22 protein-coding genes are annotated in these 22,261 nt (G+C 58.1%); 9 read left to right on the plus strand and 13 right to left on the minus strand.

All coding sequences use genetic code 11. The annotated features are described in order from the left end of the window. Positions 1 to 86: 86 nt before the first annotated feature. Positions 87 to 788, minus strand: coding sequence for a hydrogen peroxide-dependent heme synthase (gene hemQ / locus L8V01_RS01140; protein ID WP_269945337.1), 702 nt, complete (start codon positions 786 to 788; stop codon positions 87 to 89). Between the two features lie 147 nt (positions 789 to 935). On the opposite strand from hemQ, the gene L8V01_RS01145 reads away from it, so the two are divergent. Further along, a complete protein-coding gene (locus tag L8V01_RS01145) occupies positions 936 to 1,595 on the plus strand; it encodes a DUF3000 domain-containing protein (protein ID WP_394371631.1) in 660 nt (219 codons plus the stop codon). A gap of 1 nt (position 1,596) precedes the next feature. Next, entirely contained in the window at positions 1,597 to 2,841 is a 1,245-nt protein-coding gene (locus L8V01_RS01150; RefSeq protein ID WP_269945338.1) for an HRDC domain-containing protein, read from the plus strand. 17 nt (positions 2,842 to 2,858) lie between these two features. On the opposite strand, the gene dxs is transcribed toward L8V01_RS01150, so the two are convergent. From dxs to dut, 5 genes are all read right to left on the minus strand, one after another. Further along, the gene (dxs, locus tag L8V01_RS01155) at positions 2,859 to 4,784 is read right to left on the minus strand and encodes a 1-deoxy-D-xylulose-5-phosphate synthase (protein WP_269945339.1); all 1,926 of its coding nucleotides are present in this window, start codon (positions 4,782 to 4,784) and stop codon (positions 2,859 to 2,861) included. Between the two features lie 137 nt (positions 4,785 to 4,921). After that, positions 4,922 to 6,145 carry a class I SAM-dependent RNA methyltransferase gene (locus L8V01_RS01160; protein WP_269945340.1) on the minus strand — a complete coding sequence of 408 codons (1,224 nt, stop codon included), beginning with the start codon at positions 6,143 to 6,145 and terminating at the stop codon, positions 4,922 to 4,924. Continuing rightward, entirely contained in the window at positions 6,138 to 6,770 is a 633-nt protein-coding gene (locus L8V01_RS01165; protein ID WP_269945884.1) for a DUF3159 domain-containing protein, read from the minus strand. Before L8V01_RS01165 ends, L8V01_RS01160 begins: the two co-directional genes overlap by 8 nt. Positions 6,771 to 6,877: 107 nt before the next feature. Further along, positions 6,878 to 7,825 (minus strand): DUF3710 domain-containing protein, encoded by a 948-nt coding sequence (locus L8V01_RS01170; RefSeq protein ID WP_269945341.1) that lies wholly within the window; start codon positions 7,823 to 7,825, stop codon positions 6,878 to 6,880. Positions 7,826 to 7,870: 45 nt separating this feature from the next. Continuing rightward, entirely contained in the window at positions 7,871 to 8,305 is a 435-nt protein-coding gene (gene dut, locus L8V01_RS01175; protein ID WP_269945885.1) for a dUTP diphosphatase, read from the minus strand. A 181-nt stretch (positions 8,306 to 8,486) separates the two neighbouring features. Between dut and L8V01_RS01180 the strand changes: the two genes are divergently transcribed. Next, a complete protein-coding gene (locus L8V01_RS01180; protein ID WP_269945886.1) occupies positions 8,487 to 8,945 on the plus strand; it encodes a DUF3093 domain-containing protein in 459 nt (152 codons plus the stop codon). Positions 8,946 to 9,060: 115 nt separating this feature from the next. Here the strand turns inward: L8V01_RS01180 and L8V01_RS01185 are convergent, their stop codons facing one another. Together L8V01_RS01185 and L8V01_RS01190 are read right to left on the minus strand one after the other, a co-directional pair. Beyond that, on the minus strand, positions 9,061 to 9,351 hold the full coding sequence (locus L8V01_RS01185; protein WP_238799907.1) for a DUF4193 domain-containing protein: 291 nt from the start codon (positions 9,349 to 9,351) through the stop codon (positions 9,061 to 9,063). 112 nt (positions 9,352 to 9,463) lie between these two features. Continuing rightward, positions 9,464 to 10,351: an inositol monophosphatase family protein gene (locus L8V01_RS01190; RefSeq protein ID WP_269945342.1), complete on the minus strand. Its 888-nt coding sequence runs from the start codon at positions 10,349 to 10,351 to the stop codon at positions 9,464 to 9,466. Between L8V01_RS01190 and ppgK the strand changes: the two genes are divergently transcribed. Both ppgK and L8V01_RS01200 read left to right on the plus strand, forming a co-directional pair. After that, a complete protein-coding gene (gene ppgK, locus L8V01_RS01195; RefSeq protein ID WP_269945343.1) occupies positions 10,350 to 11,108 on the plus strand; it encodes a polyphosphate--glucose phosphotransferase in 759 nt (252 codons plus the stop codon). The genes L8V01_RS01190 and ppgK overlap by 2 nt on opposite strands. Positions 11,109 to 11,308: 200 nt before the next feature. Beyond that, positions 11,309 to 12,829, plus strand: coding sequence for an RNA polymerase sigma factor (locus L8V01_RS01200; protein ID WP_269945344.1), 1,521 nt, complete (start codon positions 11,309 to 11,311; stop codon positions 12,827 to 12,829). Between the two features lie 456 nt (positions 12,830 to 13,285). Here L8V01_RS01200 and dhaM read toward each other — a convergent pair whose 3' ends face one another. The 5 genes from dhaM to L8V01_RS01225 all read right to left on the minus strand — a co-directional run bounded on the left by dhaM (position 13,286) and on the right by L8V01_RS01225 (position 17,878). Then, positions 13,286 to 14,005 carry a dihydroxyacetone kinase phosphoryl donor subunit DhaM gene (dhaM, locus tag L8V01_RS01205; RefSeq protein WP_239204137.1) on the minus strand — a complete coding sequence of 240 codons (720 nt, stop codon included), beginning with the start codon at positions 14,003 to 14,005 and terminating at the stop codon, positions 13,286 to 13,288. A gap of 3 nt (positions 14,006 to 14,008) precedes the next feature. Next, on the minus strand, positions 14,009 to 14,692 hold the full coding sequence (dhaL, locus tag L8V01_RS01210; RefSeq protein ID WP_023022662.1) for a dihydroxyacetone kinase subunit DhaL: 684 nt from the start codon (positions 14,690 to 14,692) through the stop codon (positions 14,009 to 14,011). A gap of 2 nt (positions 14,693 to 14,694) precedes the next feature. Next, positions 14,695 to 15,696 (minus strand): dihydroxyacetone kinase subunit DhaK, encoded by a 1,002-nt coding sequence (gene dhaK, locus L8V01_RS01215; RefSeq protein ID WP_269945887.1) that lies wholly within the window; start codon positions 15,694 to 15,696, stop codon positions 14,695 to 14,697. 149 nt (positions 15,697 to 15,845) lie between these two features. Next, on the minus strand, positions 15,846 to 17,630 hold the full coding sequence (locus L8V01_RS01220) for a DEAD/DEAH box helicase (protein WP_269945345.1): 1,785 nt from the start codon (positions 17,628 to 17,630) through the stop codon (positions 15,846 to 15,848). After that, positions 17,627 to 17,878, minus strand: coding sequence for a DUF3039 domain-containing protein (locus L8V01_RS01225; protein WP_269945888.1), 252 nt, complete (start codon positions 17,876 to 17,878; stop codon positions 17,627 to 17,629). Before L8V01_RS01225 ends, L8V01_RS01220 begins: the two co-directional genes overlap by 4 nt. 137 nt (positions 17,879 to 18,015) lie before the next feature. Here L8V01_RS01225 and L8V01_RS01230 point away from each other — a divergent pair, with 137 nt between their 5' ends. From L8V01_RS01230 to L8V01_RS01245, 4 genes are all read left to right on the plus strand, one after another. Beyond that, entirely contained in the window at positions 18,016 to 18,390 is a 375-nt protein-coding gene (locus tag L8V01_RS01230; RefSeq protein ID WP_269945346.1) for a DUF3099 domain-containing protein, read from the plus strand. A gap of 15 nt (positions 18,391 to 18,405) precedes the next feature. After that, positions 18,406 to 19,977 carry a N5-glutamine methyltransferase family protein gene (locus tag L8V01_RS01235; protein WP_269945347.1) on the plus strand — a complete coding sequence of 524 codons (1,572 nt, stop codon included), beginning with the start codon at positions 18,406 to 18,408 and terminating at the stop codon, positions 19,975 to 19,977. 44 nt (positions 19,978 to 20,021) lie between these two features. Next, positions 20,022 to 20,465 (plus strand): D-aminoacyl-tRNA deacylase, encoded by a 444-nt coding sequence (dtd, locus tag L8V01_RS01240; protein ID WP_269945348.1) that lies wholly within the window; start codon positions 20,022 to 20,024, stop codon positions 20,463 to 20,465. 358 nt (positions 20,466 to 20,823) lie between these two features. After that, the gene (locus L8V01_RS01245) at positions 20,824 to 22,239 is read left to right on the plus strand and encodes an SLC5/6 family protein (RefSeq protein WP_269945349.1); all 1,416 of its coding nucleotides are present in this window, start codon (positions 20,824 to 20,826) and stop codon (positions 22,237 to 22,239) included. Positions 22,240 to 22,261 lie beyond the last annotated feature (22 nt).

The raw sequence follows: 22,261 nt of genomic DNA on the forward strand, positions 1-22,261 counted from the left end.
CGCCCCCGCCTTCCTAGCTACGTAACTAGGAAGGCGGGGGCGCGACAGTGGGCGTCGCCAAGCAGGGCTTCTGCTAGGCGGCGTTTTTATGGCAGGACTTCAATAAGTTCTGTTACGTCCTTCACGCGGCGGCCGGTGTGGAAAGGAATCTCCTCACGCACGTGGTGGCGGGCTTCGGTATAGCGCATCAAATACATCAGATCGACGATACGGTGCAGCTCATCCGCCTCAAAAGCCAAAATCCACTCATAGTCACCCAATGCGAAGGCGGGGACGGTATTTGCGCGCACATCGGGATAGTCACGCGCTTGCATGCCGTGTTCTACAAGAATACGGCGGCGCTTCTCATCGTCCATGGTGTACCAATCATAGGAGCGCACAAAGGGGTACACCGAAATCCATTCCTTAGGCTCCTCGCCCATGATGAAGGACGGCAGATGCGATTTATTGAATTCGGCCGGCCGATGCAAGGCGTTGCCCACCCAGGTCACTTCGCTGACCTGGCCCAGGGTGGTCTCGCGGCGGAAGTCCCCAAAGACCTTCTGCAGGTCAGAGAATTCCTCAGCGTGCCACCAGATCATGAAGTCAGCGGAATCGCGCATCGCCGTAAGGTCATAAATGCCGCGAACCGTCACCTTGCCAGCCTTCTCCACTCCGGCAAAGAATTCCCGTGCTTGGGCGATGATCTCCGCTCGCTCGGTGCCGAGCGCGCCCGGAATCACCTTAAAAACCGCGTGCTGGGAATATTGTTGAACCGCGTTGAGTTCTTTGTAATCAAGCTTCGCCATTGCGTTCTCCTTTGCAGAAGCCTCTCGGTTTAGGAACATATCCATCATAAGTTGGATATGGAACCTTGTCACTTCCCCTCCCACACAGATGGCGACACACTTGCGGATCGGCGCGCCTCCCCCAGCTAGAGGCCGCGAAACTATAGCTTGAACGTCGTGAGCAATTCCGAATCGACCACCCCACGCAGCGCCGAGGCTACCGCCCCTACCCCTTTGCACGGGCAGGCGGAAAGCCACGAGCCAGCCACCCCCGCGGCCTTCAGCCAAGCGGTAGAGTCCATGCATGCGGCGGAACTGCGCCCTGAGATTACCTTGGGGTCCATTCGCCCACCGCAGCGCCTCGCTCCGTTTAGCCATGCGATAGGCCTCGAAGTGGGAAGCGAAGAAACGCCAGATATAGTGCCCACGGATACAGAAGGCGATGCATTTGGTCGCCTCATCCTGCTCCACGATCCGGGCGCAGAGGAAGCTTGGGAAGGTACCATGCGCTTGGTTGCCTATATCCAGGCTGATATGGACGATGCTGTAGCGGGCGATCCACTCTTGCCTGATGTGGCCTGGCAATGGCTCAATGAGGGCCTAGAAAATGAAGGTGCCGGCCATACCAACCTGGGAGGCACCGTGACCTCAACCGCGTCCGTGCGTTTCGGCGAAATCGGCGGCCCTCCGCGTGCCTATCAGATCGAGATGCGCGCTTCATGGACAGCCGAAGGACTCGATTTGGCACCCCACGTGCAAGCCTTCGCGCAAGTACTGGCCAATGTAGCCGGCCTACCCCCCGAGGGCGTTACCGAACTCGGCCGATAATATGCCCGAATTGCGCAGCCGGCCGGTCGCAGGCATTCCACCAGTGCTTGCAACCCCGGATGAATTCACACGCGCCGCCGCACAGCTAGCTGCGGGGACTGGACCTTTTGCTATCGATACCGAACGTGCCTCTGGTTATCGCTATGATGATCGCGCCTTCCTCGTACAAATACGCCGCAAGGGCGCAGGCACTATGCTCTTCGCCCCTGAAGGCTGCCGCGAGGAGCTCACCAGCGCCCTTGCTCCTGTACTCAATGGTGCGGAGTGGATAATCCACGCCGCCCATTCGGATTTGCCTTGCCTGGGGTGGCTGGGTCTTTTTCCTGGATCAATCTTTGACACCGAGCTGGCAGCACGGCTCGCCGGCTTCGAAAGGTCCAATTTGGGCACTATGGTGGCAGAGCTTTTCGACGTCGAATTAGAAAAGGGCTACGGCGACGCCGACTGGTCCACCCCAGAACTTAGCGAAGAGCTCAGGGCTTATGCGGCGCTCGATGTAGAACTGCTACTGGAACTAGCGGAGACGCTGCGCGATATCTTAGCTGAACAAGACAAGATGGACTGGGCACTAGAGGAGTTTGCCGCCATCGTTCGTGAGCATGCCTTTGACACTGCTCCGCAATCACCTACGTGGCGCGATCTCAAGGGACTATCCACCCTGCGCAACGGCAGCCAGCTCACCGCCGCGCGGGCAGTATGGCACCAGCGCGATGCCATCGCCCAGCACACGGATACTGCACCAGGGCGGATTCTATCTAATAAGACGCTGGTGGAAATCGCTCGCTGCCTTCCTACTTCACACAGCGAACTTGCCCGCATCAAGGGCTTTCCTCGCCGCCGCAAAGGGGCTGCCGCCCGCTGGATGGCCGTGCTTAACCAAGCGCGTGCCACTCCACCGCAGAAGCAACCGCGCGTGCAAAGCGCCCCCAAGCCGGTTCCTTCCAAAACCATCTGGGCCAAAGACTATCCAGAACTCTGGGAGGTTTTTCAAGAAATTCGCAGCGAAATAGCACAGCTTGCAAAACACCTTGGCATGGCCCCTGAGCTTCTCATACGCCCTGCTACGCTACGCGCGGCCGTATGGGCGAAGGTGGGCGTGTGCGCCGGCAAGCGGCACCGCGGGCCTAATTCCGTGGCTGGCACTATCCGCCAGCCAGATGACGTCGCCGCATTCCTCCGCGCGGAAGGCGCGCGGGAATGGCAAATAGAAATGACCGCCCCGATTATCGTGGACGGCCTTTTCTAGGAGTTTCCCTACCTAAATTAGTCTTTATCCTCCAGCGCAGTGGCGTCTGCGGTGAGGTTTTCTACCCATTCACCAATCGATGACGCAATGAGTTGCGGAGTGAGACCAAATTCCTCGAGAACCTCTCCCCGCGATCCATGCTTGGGGAAATAACCTGGTGCGCCTAACCGGCGCACGGGGGTATCCACCTCGGCTGCGCTTAGGGCTTCTGCGATCATGGATCCGATGCCCCCACGAATAAGGCCGTCCTCCGCCGTAACCACCAGATCATGATCGGCAGCGAGCGCTACAACGGAGCCGGCCACCGGTGCTACCCAGCGCGGATCGATGACGGTGACATTAATGCCCTGCTCCCCTAGTAGCTTTGCCGCTTCGAGGCTGCGCGCAGACATGGCACCGATCGAAACAATAAGCACCTCTGGAGTATCCTCGCCCGCATCGGTTTCTCCATAGTGCAAAATATCCACGCCATCGCCCAAAGTCTCCACCGCTTCCATATCTGGCAGCAGGTTTCCCTTGGGGAACCGGACAATGGAGGGGCCGGACTCAATTTCTAGCGACTCTCGGAAAAGCTCGCGCAGGCGTGCGCCATCGCGGGGCGCGGCGATATGCATGCCTGGCACGATGCTCATAAGGGCCATATCCCACACACCATTGTGGGACGCACCATCGGAACCGGTGACCCCGGACCGATCCAGCACTATGGTCACCGGGAGCTTGAGCAGCGCAATATCCATAATTACTTGGTCCACTGCGCGATTCAAGAAGGTGGAGTATACCGCCACCACAGGGTGCATGCCGCCGAGCGCGAGGCCAGAAGCAGAGGTCATTGCGTGTTGCTCCGCAATACCAACATCAAAGAAGCGATCTGGGAACCGTTCCTGGAATGGTGTGAGGCCGGTTGGCCCAGCCATGGCAGCGGTAATGGCCACGATGTCATCTCGCTTTTCAGCAGCGGCCAGAAGCTCTTCCGAGAAGGCTGCGGTCCAGCCAGGCTGTTTGGTCCCCTTTGCCACTCCGGTGACTGGGTCAATGGCACCGGTGGAATGCATCTGGTCCTTCGGCTCATTTACGGCCGGAGCAAAGCCATGGCCTTTTTCAGTGACCACGTGCACGATAATGGGGCCGTCATAATCGCGCGCATACGTCAGCGCGTGCACCAAGGCATCAATATCGTGGCCATTGATGGGGCCGATATATTTCATGCCTAGTTCTGGGAACATCTCCGTAGGCAAAACTGTGGACTTAACGCCCTCCTTCATGGCATGCAAGGCATCAAAGGCCCGCTCGCCTACCCAGCCCATTTGCTTCAGGCGGCGCTTTCCTTGCTCCATGAGTTCGTCATAGCCGTGCTGGGAACGGATACGTCCAAGGTTTTCAGAAATGCCGCCGATAGTAGGCGAATAACTCCGGCCATTGTCGTTGACCACGATGACAGCATTGCGGTCCTTGTCCTCGGATATATTGTTCAGCGCCTCCCAGCACATGCCGCCAGTAAGGGCGCCATCACCGACAACCCCAATGACATTGCGGTGGCCATCCCCACGTATTTTGAAGGCCTTGGACAAACCATCCACGGTGGACAGCGAAGCCGACGCATGGGAGGATTCAGTCCAATCATGCTCCGATTCGGCCCGGTCCGTATAGCCCGAAAGGCCGTCCTTTTGGCGGAGGGTATCGAATTGGGCCGTGCGCCCAGTAAGCATCTTGTGCACGTAGGACTGGTGCGAAGTATCAAAAATAATGGGCTCGCGTGGGGAATCAAAAACCCGGTGTAACGCGATGGTTAGTTCCACTACGCCCAAATTGGGCCCCAAATGTCCGCCGGTAACGGAAACCTTATCTATGAGGCGCTGCCGGACCTCCGCCGCAAGCTTCTCAAGCTTGTCTGCAGACAGTGCCTTGAGGTCCTGCGGCGAGCTAATGGTATCCAAGATTGTCATGGAGCGGCCTTCAACTCCTTCTGTGCTTAGTTCTTCTTTTCTACCGTACCCGCGGCGGGTGGTGAATATTATATCGGTCAATTGCCGGGGCAGAACGAGGCTGGGCGCTAGGCCCGCCCCGAGCGCCCAGTACCACCCTAGGCAGGGACAATAAGCGCAATCGTTTCGAAATGATGTGTACCGGGAAAAGCGTTAATAAGCGCTAACTTTTCGGCACGGTAGCCGTACTGGTTCCAGTAGGCGAGGTCGCGCGCGAAGGTAGCTGGGTCACACCCCACGTGAATAACCGCCTGCGGTGCTGCGGCCGCTGTAGAGCGAATCACGTCCTCTCCGGCACCGGTGCGCGGGGGATCTAGGACCACAGCGCCGGGTTTGGGAAGCTGCGCGGCAACCTGTTCCACCTTGGCGGACTTTACTTGCACATCAAAGTCTTGCAGGCCTGGCTGCTCCCCCGCCGTGGCTGCCGGCGAGTAGTCCACGGAGAAAACCTTGCCTCGCACCGCTCGGGCAAGCGCCGGGACGAAAAGGCCTACGCCGCCGTAGAGATCCCAAGCAGTCTGTTCCCGATACTCTCGGCCACCGAGCCAGTCAGAAACGAGTTGGGTATAAAACTCCGGTGCCCGGCTATGAGCTTGCCAAAAGGCAGTTGCAGGAAATCTAAAAGCGCGCCCGCCTACTTGCTCTTGCACCTTGCCGCTTCCTTCAACCACCTCACGGATGGTCTCTACTCGCCGTCCGCGAGGGGCTTTGCGGGTTTCTACTACGTGGCGGTGCCCCGCACCGTCGAGCACTGCGATGACCTCCGCACCAGGAGTAAATCGACGCGCACCTTCGCCTACGAGTCCGTCCGCCAATCCAGGGGCTAATTGCGTACAGGCAGCCCCAGTAATGAGCTCATTGGAGTGCCACTCACGGGTTCCTGCGCGGGCGTGCTTGTCGACGCCCCACCGCACCCGAGTTCGCCACCCCCTTACCGGTTCCAACGTGTGTTGCTCGATTTCTAAACGCTCACGCTCCGCAATGCCCGTACGACGTAGCTGTTCGGACAGGATTTCTGTCTTGATTCCGGTTTCAGCTGCTGGATCTAGCTCGGCAAAATCGCAGCAGCCAGCTCCCTGCTTCGCAGCCGGGCACGTCGATGGCACCCGCAAGGGGCCAGGAGCGATAACGTGCGCCAGTTCCGCCTTAATAAATGACTTCTTAACTCGACCCGCCGTCGCTGCAACGACATCTCCAGGAAAGGCGCGCGGGACAAACACGACTCGTCCATCGGGAGCTTGTCCAATTCCTTCGCCACCATGCGCCATGCGATCGATCGTTATCTCAAGGCTATCGCCACGGCTAATCGTTGATTCAGTCATTTTCTTCCTCAGACTCTTGCGTTGATTCTGCGTTGATGAGCTCGCCTTTTGCCGCAGACGCCTCAACCGCCGCGTCCGCGCGGCGAACCATCCACACGGTGAGCGCCGTCACCAAGAGAGTCAATGGCCATCCCATTAAGATCCTGGCTACACCTAAGGTAGTTGTGGCATCGGCATCATAAATGGCGCGCTGGACTATAAAGCGGGCTAAGAAGATTACCGCCCACCCACCTGTAGCGATGGCATAGGCTCGGCGAGCTTGGGAGACCTTCCGCCACTGCATTTCTTCACCGTTAATCCCCTTCCAGATAACGCCTACTGCCGGCCAACGGAACAGAATGGAAAGCGCAGCGGCAATAAAAAGTGCTAGCGACATCCAGATGCCGTACAAGAAATACCCCTTGGCATCACCGGTAAACCAGGCAATGGCAGCGCAAAGCGCTACTCCTAGGAGACCTGAGATAGCCGGCTGGAGGGTTTCTTTGCGCACGATACGCCAGACAGCAATCACTACAGCCACGCCCAACGCGGCCGCTAAGGCTGGCCCTAGCCCAAAGAAATTATTAACCGGAATCAGCACAATAACCGGCAAAGTAGCCGAAACGAGCCCAGACAGGCCACCCATCTGCTCCAGCAAGGTCGGCTCAGCTGGTGCCCCTTCGGTTCTGGGAGTAGTGGGGTCCGAGGGGGATTGTTCCTGGGAAAAGTGTGTCACGTGATTTACTGCTTTGCTTAGTTCTTGGAATCAGGCGCAGAGTCCGCATCGGGATTCTGCGGGGACGATTCATCTTCCCGCGCCTGTGAGGCATTCCCCAAATCGCGCAAGTGCTGTTCGGCCTCTGCTTCAGCGGCTGGATCAGGTCCACCTACACCGTTTTCTGGGTGGTTTTGAGCATTAGCCGCCGCCTGCTGTTCTTGCTGGCGTTGTTCCATAGCTTGCTTTACCTGTGCTATGAGTTGCTCTGGCATGATTACCGGCAAGGCGTTTCCTGCCAAGACAGGGTCTTCACCGCGATAGACGAAAGTACGGGCGGCCACCTCCCGGGCCATTTCCGCAAGGTCAGCCTCCATGCCGGACGGTGCTGCTAGGGTCAGGCGCAGCATCCAACGCGGGCCATCAATACCGATTACCCGAATCTGGCCGTTGTCATTTTTGCCGATTACTTCGGCTCCCCATGGGCCCGTTTCAGTGGTAACTACGAGGCCATCGCGGCTCATGCCTTCTTTAATTTCCTCGACTGACTCCGCCCATTGTCCAGGCTTGCGCGGTGCGGCAAAAGCTACGGGCGTAATTCGGCCAACTTTAGTCACAATGTGGAGCATCCTGGGCCCTTGCTCACCCATTTCCACCTGTACCTGGGATTCCTTGGGAAGCGGAATACGCAGAGAGCCCAAGTCCAGTACGCCGATAGAAAAGTCACTAAAGTCGAAAGTTTCGATGTCTACAGAATCACCATCGAAAGGACCAGTCTGACCATTGACTGCGTCATGGGCAAACTCTTGCGGGGTATTGGCAGAAGCCGCCGCCGCATCTGCGGCAGTATCCTCTACGGAAGAAAAGGATTCCCGCACTCCGTTATCGCTAGCTTGCGGTGCTGACGAAGTTTCACTCTTACCAGCTGGCTTCGCCTCGGCCTCTTTCTCTTCCTTGTTCTTTTTTCCAAAGGGCCAGATTCCCATGTTTGCTACTTCCTTTCTCTGCGTATCGATTTCGTTCCGCTTCGACTACACACCGGTAGAGCCGTAGCCGCCGGCTCCGCGATCGGTGTCATCCAATTCATCTACCTCAGCAAACCCCACTAGCTCTACGCGCTGGACTACGAGCTGGGCAATGCGCATACCGCGTTCGATCTCAATAGGGTTGTGCCGGTCATGGTTAATAAGGCACACCTTGATCTCACCGCGGTAGTCCGCATCCACAGTCCCCGGGGTATTAACCACAGAAAGCCCTTGTTTGGCGGCTAACCCGGAACGCGGGTGTATCAAACCGACCGTCCCCACTGGTAGCGCAATGGCGATGCCCGTGCCGACGAGGGCACGTTCACCAGGTTGAAGAGTCAGCGATTCTGCTGCGTATAGGTCTGCACCGGCATCGCCGCGGTGAGCACGGTGCGGCAGCGGTAGCTCCTTATCTAGGCGCTTGACTTTAATGTCCCCCATGGGGCTTTCTGCTTGAGGATGTGGAAACGAGTCAGTCACCTCGCCAATCCTACCTGCCTTGGAAGGTTCATTCTGCGGCGCGTGTGGACTAGACTGGCAAGACGTGTCTGATACATCTGCTTCTTCCGCAACTCCGGCACCGTCGAGCGCAGCTTCCGCACAGGGCACGACGGCTGCCCAAGTGCTCTACCGCGAACGCCAATGGGTACCTTGGTACTTCTGGCTTTTTGCTGTCGCAATCGTAGCGCTTACCTCCGCCACAGCGGGGCTCAATCGCTCCGCGTGGTGGACCATCATTCCTGCGGTGCTGCTTAGCGCCATTGCCGTATGGGTTCTTGTGACTTGGTCGAATACAGTCATCAAGGTAGAGCTGGACCCAGACGGAACGCGGTGGCTGACGGTGAAAGACGCCCAACTGCCCAACGACGTGGTTTCAAGGTCAATCACCGTGCCCAAGTCGGCGCGCCGCAATGCACTGGGCCCGCAACTCGATCCCGCAGCATTTTTAGTCTCCCACGCCTGGGTAGATGAACACGCCATGATGGTGCTCAATGATCCTGAGGACGATACCCCCTATTGGCTAATCGCCTCGAAGAATCCCGAAGCCTTGCTCCACGCCTTCGTTCCGGCGCAGCATTAACATCTTTCGGCCCACTGGGCCCGCCTCCTTTGCTGCTCCTACAACGGTAATCTCCGCGCACTGCCTCGCTAAGAAAGCGGCAGTGCGCGGAGATTAGTGTCTACTACAGGCGCTTTTAAGCGCAGTCCTTGCAGATAGGCTGGCCATCCTCATCGTGGGAGTAGCGCTTATTGGATTGCACTAGGAAGCAGGAGGCACAGGTAAACTCGTTTTCTTGACGCGGAACGACCTCAACATTGAGTTCCTCACCGGTAAGGTCTACCGAAGGCGGCTGGAAGGCTTCAACGATTTCTCCGTCATCATCCATGCCGTTGTTATCGCTCTCCGCGGCTTTGAGTCCTTCTAAGGAGTCAGTTTCGAGTTCATCTTCCGCGCGCCGGCGCGGTGCGTCGTAATCGGTGGCCATAATGCACGCCCCTAATGGTCAAGTTGCTTTAAGGAATGGGTATTTATCGATCGCGCATAGTAAAGCACAAACGGCAAGATGTCACCTCACCGCCCCTTGGCACCTACCACAATTACCCCCGTAGCGCGCCCGTAGCGCCGTGCGCTGCTAAAAGCTCCTCAAAGGCGGGGGCCAAATCTGCCCCCGCGGCCCAGGTAAGTTCACCGTCAGCGGAGCCTTTATCAAAGCCTGGATGGCGCACCACCGCACCTGCTTCGCGAGCAATGATTGCCCCTGCGGCGAAGTCCCACGCATTGATGCCGTGTTCAAAGTAGGCATCAACGGTTCCCTCTGCCACCCTGCATAGGTCGAGCGCGGCAGCGCCGATGCGGCGAATATCACGCACATTAGGCAGGAGCTTGGTGAGAAGCTCGGCTTGGGCTGCTCGCCGGTCAGCTTTGTAACCAAAGCCGGTAGCCACCAAGGCCAACGCAGGGTCTTGCGTCTGTCCACACCGCAGTGCGTGCTCAATTCCGTCTGGGCCGGTGACCGTGGCGCCTTGGCCGGCTGCGGCAGCATAGGTGCGCCCGCGCGCCACGTTGAGCACCGCGCCAGCTACGAGATGTCCTTGGTACTCTGCACCAATGGATACGGCGTAATCCGGCACCCCGTAGAGGAAATTCACGGTGCCGTCAATCGGATCCACAATCCAGGTAACGCCACTGGTTGATTCCACATTGGCGCCTTCTTCGCCAAAAATTCCATCCCCGGGGCGTTGGGTGCGGATGGTGGTGGCAATGAACTCCTCTGTCGCGGTATCGACCTCCGTTACGGGATCTACGTCGCTGGACTTAGTGTGGGTATGTGCCGCGATGCCGTCACCTGCAACTAGTTCTGCGCGCCGCGCAGTAATTAATTCCGCAGCGCGCGTGGCGGTGGAAACGGCAAAATCCCGCAATTGGAGAAAATCGATCTGCTCAGTCATGCCAACTATTGTGCCTTCTTCTAGACTGTCGGGCATGACTACTCTTTCTGGCCATTCCTTTGGCATCGATATCGGCGGCTCCGGCATTAAAGGCGCTGAGGTGGACCTTGCCACCGGCGAATTCGTGGGCGAGCGTATGAAGATCGCCACCCCACAGCCGTCTACGCCGTATGATGTTGCCAAGGTAGTAGCCCACATCGTGCAGGAAAAGCAGTGGGACGGCCCCGTTGGCATCACCCTGCCTTCCGTGGTTCGCAACCAGGAAGTCGAGACTGCGGCAAATATTTCCAAGGACTGGATTGGGGTCAACGCCACAGAACTCTTTGCGGACTACCTGGATGCGGATTTTGCCGTGCTTAACGACGCCGACGCGGCGGGACTAGCCGAGGTTGCCTACGGAGAGGACATCGCCAAGCAGGGCTCCGTAATCTTCCTAACCTTGGGCACCGGTATCGGTTCGGCCTTCTTGCTAGACGGCCAGTTGTATCCTAATACCGAACTGGGGCACCTCACGGTGGGCGATGACGAGGCTGAGAAAATTGCGTCCTCGGCCGTAAAGGACCGCGAGGGACTCAAGTACAAGCAGTGGACTAAACGACTCAACAAGGTCCTCGCGGAATATGAAAAGCTCTTTAACCCGCAGGCCTTCCTCATTGGGGGTGGGATTTCCCGCAAGTTTGAAAAGTGGGGCCCACACCTTGACATTGAAACCCCCGTCATGCCTGCACAACTGCGCAATCGCGCGGGAATTGTCGGAGCTGCGATGGCGGCGGTAGACGGTTTGAAACCGTAATGTTTACGCACTGCAGGTGACCCTATCCACCGGCAGATCGGAAAGATCCTCTATACTGGGCGGTCGATCCTAAGTTAAATAGCTCTAGGGCGTGTCTGGCCTGCATAAGGCCACAACGCGTTAACATCACACTGATGCACGAGCGCCCCACCAGGGCGCACTGAGCTGTTTCAATCAAGAAGTTAGTCGAAAGGGCGTACGTGGCAGCCACTGAATCTTCAGACCAGGCACTCGGCGAGGGCGAAAACGCCGCTGAGGCATCTACTCCTGCAAAGAAGACCGCCAAGAAGACGGCAAAGAAAACCGCGAAGAAGACGGCTAAGAAGACAGCCAAAAAGACCGCTAAGAAAACAGCCAAGAAGACTGCGAAGAAGACCGCCAAAAAGTCGGCCAAGAAGACCGCCAAAAAGTCGGCCAAGAAGACCGCCAAAAAGTCGGCCAAGAAGACCACTAAGAAGTCTGCGAAAAAGGCCACTAAGAAGACGGTCCGCAAATCCGCGGCAAAAAAGCAGGAATCCCCAGCCGAGTCCGAAAAGCAGGCACAGCCGGAAGCAGAAGAGGAGCTCGAGGAGGACGAGCACGACGAAGACGTCGACTTCGATCCCACCAATGCGGACATCGAAGACGATGATGACTTCGACGCCGGCGAAGACCTCGAAGACGATGACCTCGAAGAGGACTTGGACGACGACGATGAGGAAGCAGAGGAAGACACCTCTTCCGTCTGGGACGAGGAAGAGTCCGCTGCGCTGCGCCAAGCACGCAAGGATGCGCAGTTAACCGCCTCTGCTGACTCCGTCCGCGCCTACCTCAAGCAGATTGGTAAGGTCGCCCTGCTCAACGCCGAGCAAGAGGTTTCCCTGGCCAAGCGCATCGAGGCTGGCCTGTACGCACAGCACCGCATGGATGAGATGGAAAAGGCCCGCGCCGAAGGCGATAAGGCCGCCAAGCTCTCCCCCATGGAAAAGCGCGACCTGCGCAGCATCGCCCGCGATGGCCGCAAGGCCAAGAACCACCTACTGGAGGCCAACCTGCGTCTGGTGGTTTCCTTAGCCAAGCGCTACACCGGCCGTGGCATGGCTTTCTTGGACCTCATTCAGGAAGGCAACTTGGGCCTTATCCGCGCCGTGGAGAAGTTCGACTACACCAAGGGCTACAAGTTCTCCACCTACGCCACGTGGTGGATCCGCCAGGCGATTACCCGCGCCATGGCGGACCAGGCCCGCACCATTCGTATCCCGGTACACATGGTGGAAGTCATCAACAAGCTCGGACGCATCCAGCGCGAGCTGCTGCAGGACTTGGGCCGCGAGCCCACCCCGCAGGAGCTGGCCAAGGAGATGGACATCACCGAGGAGAAGGTGCTGGAGATCCAGCAGTACGCCCGTGAGCCCATTTCCCTGGACCAGACCATTGGTGATGAGGGCGATAGCCAGCTGGGTGACTTCATTGAGGACTCCGAGGCAGTCATTGCTGTCGACGCCGTGTCCTTCACCCTGCTGCAGGACCAGCTCCAGGACGTGCTCACCACCCTGTCGGAGCGCGAAGCCGGCGTGGTTCGCCTGCGCTTCGGCCTCACGGACGGCATGCCGCGCACTTTAGACGAGATTGGTCAGGTCTACGGCGTTACCCGCGAGCGTATCCGCCAAATCGAGTCCAAGACGATGTCGAAGCTGCGCCACCCGTCGCGCTCGCAGGTCCTGCGTGACTACTTGGACTAGTTGCATGTAGCCCTTGCGAAAAGGGAGAGCGGCGAGGAGATTACGTATCCCTCGCCGCTTTTGATCTAAGCTCCTACAGGATGGACTGTAGAAGAGCCGCCGAAAGCACGACAACTGTTACCGCGCTTATAGGAACCTGCGGGATTCCCTCTACGGCGAGCATCGAAGGCGAACACAACTTCTCTCGTGAGATCTTCCCCGTCTACGCCGACGCGGAATTCGTGAAGTAAGAGCCGGCCTTGGGCCGGCTCCATAAGCATCCGCATGAGGCGCGTAGTAGGAACTTGCCGGTGTTGCCATACCGATTCGCTGGATTTGGTTGGTTCAGGGTTTTGCGCTTTCACGGGAACTTAGCTGCGTTCCACCTCAACCGCTATCCAACCAGTCAGGGCACGAAACCACCACGGGCGGGCCATTTACCCCTCATATCATGGCACCCGTGGAAGTACTCTTGACTTACTCGTCGAGTCCCTGAGCGATACCGTCAGCAATCTGGTCGACAAGGGCAGAGTCACCAGCTTCTCCGCTGACGGTGACTGACGCGCCATGAGGCGCGCCGAGAGACATCAGCATCATTGCTGAATCTGCTTCAGCGTCCTCACCATCGTAAGTAATGACGATGTCACCGTCTGCCGTCGCCGCCATTTCAGCGACTTTTGAAGCGGGCCGGGCATGCAGGCCCGCTGCGTCCGCAACAGTGACGGTTCGCTTATATGACTCTCCCGTTTCTGATGTTGCACTCGCAGTGCTTTCGTCAGTTGTCGCCGAGCGGGAAGAATTCGATGCGACAAAGATATCAATGGCCTGTGCTGCTGCCGTGGCTACGGCGGCAAGGTCATCTCCTTGTTGCGCAGACGTAGCCGCGGCAATGGCGGCCTCCACCAACGGTGCATCAACGAAAGTCACCGGATCATCTTCTAGGAACTCCAGTACAGACTCCACTGTCATCGTGGCTGAGCCTAAGTCAGTGAGAACAACCACACCGAGCTCCTGACTTAGGAGGTCGTTGATGGCAGATTCGATGAGGTCATACGAGGTTCCAATTCCCCCGTCTTCGAGTCCACCAGCTGTGCGGATGGTGACGTCCGAGGCCATCTGGGCTGCGAGTTCCGCGAGACCTTCGACAAGTTTGGCCGAATGAGAAACGAGTACGAGGCCAACGTGTGGTTGTGGCATCGTCTAAGCCTCCTCTGCTTTGTTGTTGCCGCTGTCTTCAGTCACTGCGCTCGAGGCTGCGTCGGCAGCCGCTGCTAGAAAGAGCGCGGTGGACGCCGCACCTGGGTCCTTGTGCCCTACGGATCGCTCTCCCAGATAGGAGGCACGTCCCTTCGTCGCCACCATTGAGATGGTAGCCTCGGCGCCTTCGGCTGCGGCTTCGGCAGCCGCGCGCAGAACCTCAGCTGGGCTGCGTCCGGCATTTGCTGCTTCACGGGCAGCACGGGCAGCAGGAGCCCAAGCATCAACCATCGTCTTCTCCCCCTCCGTGGCCTTGCCTCGCGAGGTGATTCCTTCAGCGGCGGCTTCGATAACTGCAGCCGCTGTAGAGGCATCGAGATCACCAGAGCCGGCTGCCTTAGCAGCACGTAAGAACGCGGTGCCCAACAGAGGCCCGGAGGCACCACCAACAGTGGACATCAGAGTTTTGGCGGTGAGCTTGAGCACGTCCACAACGGTCGAGCCGTCTTCAGTGGTTTCGGCAGCAACCTTGTCCACCACGGCACGGAAACCGCGGTCGACGTTTTCACCATGGTCGCTGTCACCAATCACACGGTCTAGCTCGATGAGCTCATCACGATGGTCATGGGCGGCTGCAGCACAGTTCTTCATCCAGTCCTGTGCCCAAACAGTTGAAAGGTTAGTCATGATTACATTCCTTTGCGTAGAGCGGCGGTGTGGCAGGGGGCGTCGAACAGCGCAATATCTTGATCATCAGCGCGCATCACGGTGACAGAACAACCCGCCATATCCAAGCTAGTAACGAAGTCACCCACGAGTGATCTCTCGATGGTCACGCCCGCGTCCTTGAGACGTTGAGCCACACGGCGGTAGACCACATAGAGTTCCGAAGCAGGCGTAGCTCCCATGCCGTTCACCACAACGATGGTGCGCTCGCCTTCACTCAGTTTAAGGTCCGCCAGGATGGGATCCAGCAGGTGATCCGTTACGTCGTCAGCAGAAACAATCGGGATTTCTTTTCGGCCGGGTTCACCGTGAATACCGACGCCCAACTCGACCTCGTCCTCCCCCAAATCAAAGGAGGGCTTTCCCACATGGGGCACGGTGCACGCAGACAATGCTGCCCCCATAGTGGCAGTGTTCTCCACTACTTTCTTTGCGACAGCAGTAACGGCAGCAAGGTCATCGCCTCGCTCGGCGGCCGCGCCCGCCAGCTTCTCCACGAGAAGGGTTCCAGCCACGCCGCGGCGGCCAGCGGTATACGTTGAGTCCTCAACGGCGACATCGTCATCTACGATGACCTGGCTGACCTCAATGTCATCAAACTCGGCGAGTTCAGCCGCCGTATCGAAGTTGAGGACGTCCCCCGTGTAGTTCTTAACAATGTAAAGCACGCCCGCGCCGGCATTGACGGCGTTGGTTGCTGCTTGAATCGCATCCGGCGTCGGTGAGGTAAACATCGCACCGGGAACAGCAGCGTCGAGCATGCCATGGCCAACGAATCCCGCGTGGAGCGGCTCGTGTCCCGAACCGCCGCCAGAAACGACGGCGACCTTGCCGCTCTCCTTTTTCTCTTTGCGGCTTACGAATAGAGGGTCAGTTGCACGCGTGACGATGTCTTTGTGTGCCTGCGCGAATCCTTCAACAGATTCAGCAACAACGTTTTCCGGCGAGTTGATGAGCTTCTTCATCATCCATCTCCTTGGATCTTCTTAAGCCAAAGGCCTACGGGCAGGATGATATCGAGCTTACTCTTCCTAAAAACATTTACACCGTTCACATTTTCAGACGCACGTTCGGCGCACCTCCGCTGAGACTCAGCGGACGCTTCTCGAAGCGTTTACCACTTACGCAGGTAGTCGATGCGCTCGCGAAGCTGCTCGGCGTCGCACAGCGCGGTGGGCGGCCCGCCGCAGGCCTTGCGTGCTTCGGTGTGAATGGCGCCGTGCGGGCGTCCGGTGCGCTGCGCGGTGATAGACACGACGGTGTTGAGTTCCTTGCGCAGCGCCGAGATTTCATCCACCGTTCCGGCATCGGAGCCGGCAGAGCTTGGTGCCGCCCCCGCGGCACCCGCCTGTCCCCCACGCTTCGGCGCGTGCGGGGTGCCGTAGAGCTTGCGACGCTGTTCCTCGGCTGCCTCTGCAGCCCGGCGCGCCTTCTCCTCGGCCTCGCGGCGGTCCATCTCTTCCGACTGCTTCTTGCGCAACAGGTCCTTGACCTGGTCGGCGTCGAGAAGCCCCGGAATGCCCAGGAAGTCCTCGTCCTCGTCAGTGATTGCTCCGGTGTTGAACTGGGAGCCGTTGTACAGCAGGCCGGAGAACTCTGCCTCCGCGCCGAGGGACTCATAAGAAGGCTCGAGCATGTCGGGCTCGGACTTCTTCTTATTGGCATCCTCAAGCAGCTCGTCGTCCCAGCCCTCCTTGTCGGGGTTCTTTCCCCCGCCGAGGACGTGATCGCGCTGCTTTTCCATATTCTCCGCCAGGCCCAGCAAAACCGGTACGGAGGGCAGGAATACTGAGGCGGTCTCTCCCGGCATGCGGGAGCGGACGAAGCGACCGATGGCCTGCGCGAAGAAGAGCGGGGTGGATGCCGAGGTGGCGTAGACACCCACGGCGAGGCGGGGGACGTCGACGCCCTCAGACACCATGCGCACGGCCACCATCCACTCGTCGGTGGATTCAGAGAACTCGGCAATGCGCGCGGACGAACCTGGGTCATCGGACAGGATGACGGAGACCGGGGTGTTGGAGATCTGCTTGAGGATCTTGGCGTAGGCACGCGCCGTCGTCGTGTCGGTTGCCAGCACGAGGCCGCCAGCATCCGGCATATTGCGCCGCATCTGCATCAGTCGGGTATGCGCTGCCTGCAAGACCGCAGGGATCCATTCTCCCTTAGGGTCTAAGGCGGTGCGCCACGCACGGGCGGTTTGCTCCGCATTCATGATGTCCCCTAGGCGGGCCGCATGTTCCTCGCCAGCCGAATCTCGCCACCGGGCTTCGCCGGAGTAAGAAAGGAAGACAACGGGTCGGACAACGCCGTCGGCAAGCGCATCGTCATAGCCATAGGTATGGTCCGAGCGAGAGACCTTGTGCCCCTCCCCATCGTCTACGTATTGGACAAAGGGAATGGGCGAGTCATCGGAGCGGAAGGGCGTGCCGGTAAGCGCTAGGCGGTGGTTCACATCGTCATAAGCTTCCTTGACGCCATCGCCCCAGCTCTTAGCGTCGCCGGCATGGTGGATCTCATCCAAAATCACCAACGTGCGCCGAGCAGAGGCGACCGCGCGGTGTTTAAAGGGATGCATGCCCACCTGTGCATAGGTCACCACAATGCCGTCCATAGAAGGATTGACGGCGGAGGAATTGCTAAACGCCGGATCCAACGCTAACCCCACGCGCGCAGCGGCCGCAGACCACTGGGTCTTTAGGTGTTCGGTCGGCACGACGACGATGACGCGCTCGACCGTACGGTCCTCCATAAGTTCCGTCGCGATTCGCAGCGCGAAGGTAGTTTTGCCGGCGCCTGGGGTCGCTACCGCCATAAAGTCTTGCGGTTTGGTGGCAAGGAATTTATCGAGGGCGGATTGCTGCCAGGCACGAAGGTTTGTCTTTTTAAAGGTCCTCACTTGCGGCGCAGACCCTTATACACACGCTCACAATCGGGGCACACCGGAGAACCCGGCTTTGCCTGCTTGGTCACCGGGAAAGTCTCGCCGCATAGAGCAACGACGTAATTGCCGTTCACAGCGGAATCGAGGATGTGATCCTTTTTGACGTAGTGGAAGAACTTCGGCGTGTCATTATCCGTCGTCGAAGTATCTTCACGAATATCTGGCCGTTCAATTGTCTTCGTAGTCGTAGTCACGCCGTCCATTTTGCCGCATCGGCATCGAACTTTGCGAGTCATACGTCTACCCTTGGAGAACATGTACACGTCACGCACGCCAGCCACTGCGCCGCTCTCCCCTTATCGAGGGAACGCCGACGCGCACGAGGGGAGCCGAGTCTAGGTTGTTTGGCAAAAAAGAGCGCTACCTCATCACGGACGCCAAGCTCTCGCCTGGCCAGGACCGCAAACGGCGCGAAATCCAATACGGCATCTTTCAGTTCTTGCGTGTTCCCTCGCTACTTATTGCAGGACTATGCCTCTACCTTCACTGGTGGCTCGTGGCCGCCATCATTGTGGGTGTGACGTTTCCGCTGCCATGGATTGCTGTCGTTATTGGCAACGGCCGCGGGGAAAAGAAGGATAAGCGGGAGAAAAACGTGTACAAACCGGCCATGAACCGGCAGCTTTATACCCAGACCGATGCCCCACGGCTCTCCGGTGGCACGGCCCGCCCTATAGAGGCTTCGCACGACATTATTGACCACGAAGAAGAGTAAGGATTCCCGCCCACTATGACGACCGCCTTTGGACCCGACTTCGATGCCGCGGAACTTGCCAAATTGGCCCCAGAACTAGCGGATGTCTTTACCGCCGCTGGCTTTAGTACCGACGGGTTGGCCGGATATTTAGGCCCAGAAGTAACTGAAGCTCTTTTCCGCGGCGAACCAGCGCCCGTAGCGCTGGCCGCCCACGGAGAATCACAGATGGATCTCTTAATCCGGTTTTTCCTCCTACATGAGCATCTGCCGGCCACGCTTTTGGCCGAGGCAGTAGGAGCGCGCTTGGCCACCCAGCTTCTGGATGCCAAAGTTGCGCTTGCCGACGCCCACGGCAAGGCCTACATTGCGCTCGACATCCGCCCCCACACCATCGTCGGCGCCAACCGGCTCATCTTCTCCGACGTTGATGCTTCCTTGGTCGCCCACGTGCCCGGGCCTGACCACGTGCTCGGGGTAGGCGCAGCAAGCTTGTCCCTGTTGCAATCTACGCCAGTGAGTCCGGTAAGCAGCGTTCTCGATTTGGGTACCGGCTCCGGTGTCCAATTATTGGGGCAGTTGGAGTGCGCGGACAAGGTGACCGCCACCGATGTACACGGCCGTGCGTTGGATTTAGCCCAGGCAACGATTGCCGCTGCCGGAGAAAGCAAGAAGGTGGAACTCCTCCAAGGATCTTGGTTCGATCCCGTTGCCGGCCGCCGGTTCGACCGCCTCGTGGCTAACCCACCTTTTGTTGTGGGCTTGCCCGAAGTCGGTCACGTATATCGCGATTCTGGTTTAAACCTCGATGGTGCAAGCGAGTTGGTCGTTTCCCAAGCCACCGATCACCTGACACCAGGCGGCACTGCTCACCTTCTAGCAGCCTGGATTCACACCAGCGGCCAAACCTGGCAACAGCGCGTTGCCTCTTGGCTTCCTGACAAGGGAGTAGCTGCTTGGATTATTCAACGCGATGTGGCGGATCCCGCACTCTATGTTTCCACCTGGCTCAAAGATGAATCTCTAGATGTGCGCACCGCGGAAGGACAGGAGAGCTCCCGCGCCTGGCTGGAGCACTTCCACGATCACGAGGTCAATGGCATTGGTTTCGGTTTCGTTGCCGTTCAACGCATCAGCGACGATGAACCCGCTGATATTTTGGCTGAAGAAATGCCACAATCCTTTAGCGATCCGCTCGGCCCTGAAGTAGAGGAATACTTCGCCCGCGTAGCCTGGCTGCGCGACCTTGTGCCAGGCGAGCTACAAGGAAAGCACTTCCAGGTACGGCCCGGCCTAGCTCGAGAAGACATCAGTACCCCGGACGAAGAAACTCAGCAAGGCTTTACTCGTGCCGCCCTTCGCCTTACCCGCACAGACGGACCACGCTGGAGTCATGAGGTTGACGAGCACATCGCTGCCATCGTCGCTGGTCTCAATCCGCAAGGCCTCAACTTGGAAGAAACGATTGGCCTCTATGCGGCGGCGCAAGGGTTCGACGAAGAAGAAATTACCGCTGCCGCCCTTCCCGCTGTCATTGATATGGTTCGCCACGGGCTACTTATCCCAGCAGACCTTCTTCTGGACGCCGATTCTGCGGACCTCACCTAGACCAGATTTTCAGCTCACCTAACACGAATGAGGAGAAAGCAGGCATGCGCGCAGTACTGACCCGAGTTTCCGAGGCCAAGGTAACCGTTGATGGCGAAACCGTAGGGGCCATTGATTGCCCCAACACCGGGGGATTGCTCGCCCTAGTGGGAGTCTCGCGCGAGGATATGGATAATTGGCAGCCGCGGGCTGAGAAAATGGCGCGCAAAATTGCGGAGCTACGCATTCTTGAAGGTGAAGTTTCCGTCGCGGATGCCGCTGCGCCGGTTTTAGTGGTGAGCCAATTTACTTTGTACGGTCGCACTGCAAAAGGACGACGCCCATCGTGGGCGGATGCGGCACCTGGATCGGAAGCCGAGCCAGTCATTGCAGCGATTATCGCGAGCCTTCAGGAGCGAGGCGTGTCAGTAGAAACAGGCCAATTCGGGGCTAATATGCGCGTTTCTTCTGTGAACGAGGGGCCCTTTACCGTCTTAGTCGAGACCTAGTAAGCGCCGCCTTTTATCGAGCCCCACTGGTGAGGAAACGCGTTCAGCAGGCCGTTTTACAATCGTTTTCGTGACCTATAGCACTATAAAAGACTTCATGTAGGATAAACCATAAATTACTACAGATTGCAAATTTCAAGAGCGTGATAAATGCCCTAGCCGCAAGACGATAAATTATTATCACGTTGCAAATTCTTGTCCTATACTGAAGTCACAGCGAAGCAAAAGGGCTGGATATGCAGGATGCGAGAAATTTTCTCAAATTCCTACTAACGCTCAGTTGAATGAGAATTTGTTTCTCACTCACGGTTGCAGAAGCCCCACCGCTTCGGCCGACCAACTAGATGTAGGAAAGAAAATGTCCCACTCACTCAAGCGGCGCAACGAGGCCCAGCACCCAGAAAACGGGGCCGAGATGCCCGAAAACCTCAAGACCTCCAAAGCATCACCTGCTGCAAAAGAATCTTCACCCGCACCCGGCATTGACACGCCATTCGATGGTCAAAAGGGCGCCCCGAAGTGGAATAAGGAAGACACCGTATGGATGCTCTCCTTGTTCGGCACCGCAATCGGCGCCGGTGTCCTCTTCCTTCCCATTAACGCCGGCATCGGCGGCATCATCCCGCTTATCATCATGACCGTCGTAGCACTACCTATGACCTACTGGGCTCACCGCGGAATGACCCGCTTGGTACTGTCCAGCTCCAAGCCAGACGGTGACCTCACGGACGTCGTGGAAGAGCACTTTGGCAAGAAGGCCGGTGTGCTCATGAACATCCTGTACTTCCTGTCGGTCTACCCCATCCTGCTGGTCTACTCGGTCACCATCACCAACACGGTCAATTCCTTCTTGGAGCATCAGCTCGGCGTTACCCCGCCGCATCGTTGGCTAACCTCTCTCCTGCTCGTTGGTGGCCTCATCTTGATTGTCCGCATGGGCAAGGACGTCGTGGTTCACGTCATGTCCTACCTGGTGTACCCGTTCATCGGCATCTTGGTACTGCTCTCCCTTTACCTCATTCCAAAGTGGAATACCGCGCTCTTTGATTCCTTCGACCTGAGCGTTGCTCGCGAAGCCTCCGGCCACAGCATGGGCGTTACCCTAATGCTCTTGGTCCCGGTCATGGTCTTCTCCTTCAACCACTCGCCAATGATTTCCTCCTTCGCCGTTGACCGCCGCCAGACCTACGGCAAGTTCGCAGAAGCCAAGTCGCGCAAGACCCTGCTCCGCGCCGAAATCCTCATGGTCGTCGTGGTCATGTTCTTCGTCTTCTCCTGTGCCCTAAGCCTCTCCCCGGCTGACATGGCTGATGCCAAGGAACAAAACATCACCATCTTGTCCTACCTGGCTAACCACTTCGACACCCCACTCATCCAGTGGATTGCCCCCATCATCGCCATGATTGCGGTTGCCAAGTCCTTCCTTGGCCACTACCTCGGTGCCGCCGAAGGCTTCGAGGGCCTCATCATCAAGGGCAGCAAGAACGCAAGCAAGGATGACGCTCAGTCGGCTCACAAGCTCGACACCATCACCCTCATCTTCATGCTGGTTACCGCTTGGCTCGTTGCTTGGGCTGACCCATCCATCCTGGGCATGATTGAAACCCTGTGTGGCCCAACGATTGCCATCATGCTCTTCATCATCCCGATGGTCGCTATCCACAAGGTTCCTGCTCTCCAGCGCTACAAGGGCAAGGCCTCCAACTACTTCGTATTCTTCATGGGCCTCGTCGCTCTAGCAACCATCATCTACTCCATCATCCAGGCCTTCTAAGCACCGCCGCAAACGAGAAATT

The organism is Corynebacterium curieae (assembly GCF_027570035.1).
GTDB classification, from domain to species: domain Bacteria; phylum Actinomycetota; class Actinomycetes; order Mycobacteriales; family Mycobacteriaceae; genus Corynebacterium; species Corynebacterium curieae.

Coding starts and splice junctions, on each gene's coding strand:
- hemQ (WP_269945337.1), bottom strand. CDS start 788: ATGGCGAAGCTTGATTACAAAGAACTCAACGCGGTTCAACAATATTCC.
- L8V01_RS01150 (WP_269945338.1), top strand. CDS start 1,597: ATGCCCGAATTGCGCAGCCGGCCGGTCGCAGGCATTCCACCAGTGCTT.
- dxs (WP_269945339.1), bottom strand. CDS start 4,784: ATGACAATCTTGGATACCATTAGCTCGCCGCAGGACCTCAAGGCACTG.
- L8V01_RS01160 (WP_269945340.1), bottom strand. CDS start 6,145: ATGACTGAATCAACGATTAGCCGTGGCGATAGCCTTGAGATAACGATC.
- L8V01_RS01165 (WP_269945884.1), bottom strand. CDS start 6,770: ATGGGTGGCCTGTCTGGGCTCGTTTCGGCTACTTTGCCGGTTATTGTG.
- L8V01_RS01170 (WP_269945341.1), bottom strand. CDS start 7,825: ATGGGAATCTGGCCCTTTGGAAAAAAGAACAAGGAAGAGAAAGAGGCC.
- dut (WP_269945885.1), bottom strand. CDS start 8,305: ATGGGGGACATTAAAGTCAAGCGCCTAGATAAGGAGCTACCGCTGCCG.
- L8V01_RS01185 (WP_238799907.1), bottom strand. CDS start 9,351: ATGGCCACCGATTACGACGCACCGCGCCGGCGCGCGGAAGATGAACTC.
- ppgK (WP_269945343.1), top strand. CDS start 10,350: ATGACTACTCTTTCTGGCCATTCCTTTGGCATCGATATCGGCGGCTCC.
- L8V01_RS01190 (WP_269945342.1), bottom strand. CDS start 10,351: ATGCCCGACAGTCTAGAAGAAGGCACAATAGTTGGCATGACTGAGCAG.
- dhaM (WP_239204137.1), bottom strand. CDS start 14,005: ATGCCACAACCACACGTTGGCCTCGTACTCGTTTCTCATTCGGCCAAA.
- dhaL (WP_023022662.1), bottom strand. CDS start 14,692: ATGACTAACCTTTCAACTGTTTGGGCACAGGACTGGATGAAGAACTGT.
- dhaK (WP_269945887.1), bottom strand. CDS start 15,696: ATGAAGAAGCTCATCAACTCGCCGGAAAACGTTGTTGCTGAATCTGTT.
- L8V01_RS01225 (WP_269945888.1), bottom strand. CDS start 17,878: ATGGACGGCGTGACTACGACTACGAAGACAATTGAACGGCCAGATATT.
- L8V01_RS01235 (WP_269945347.1), top strand. CDS start 18,406: ATGACGACCGCCTTTGGACCCGACTTCGATGCCGCGGAACTTGCCAAA.
- dtd (WP_269945348.1), top strand. CDS start 20,022: ATGCGCGCAGTACTGACCCGAGTTTCCGAGGCCAAGGTAACCGTTGAT.
- L8V01_RS01245 (WP_269945349.1), top strand. CDS start 20,824: ATGTCCCACTCACTCAAGCGGCGCAACGAGGCCCAGCACCCAGAAAAC.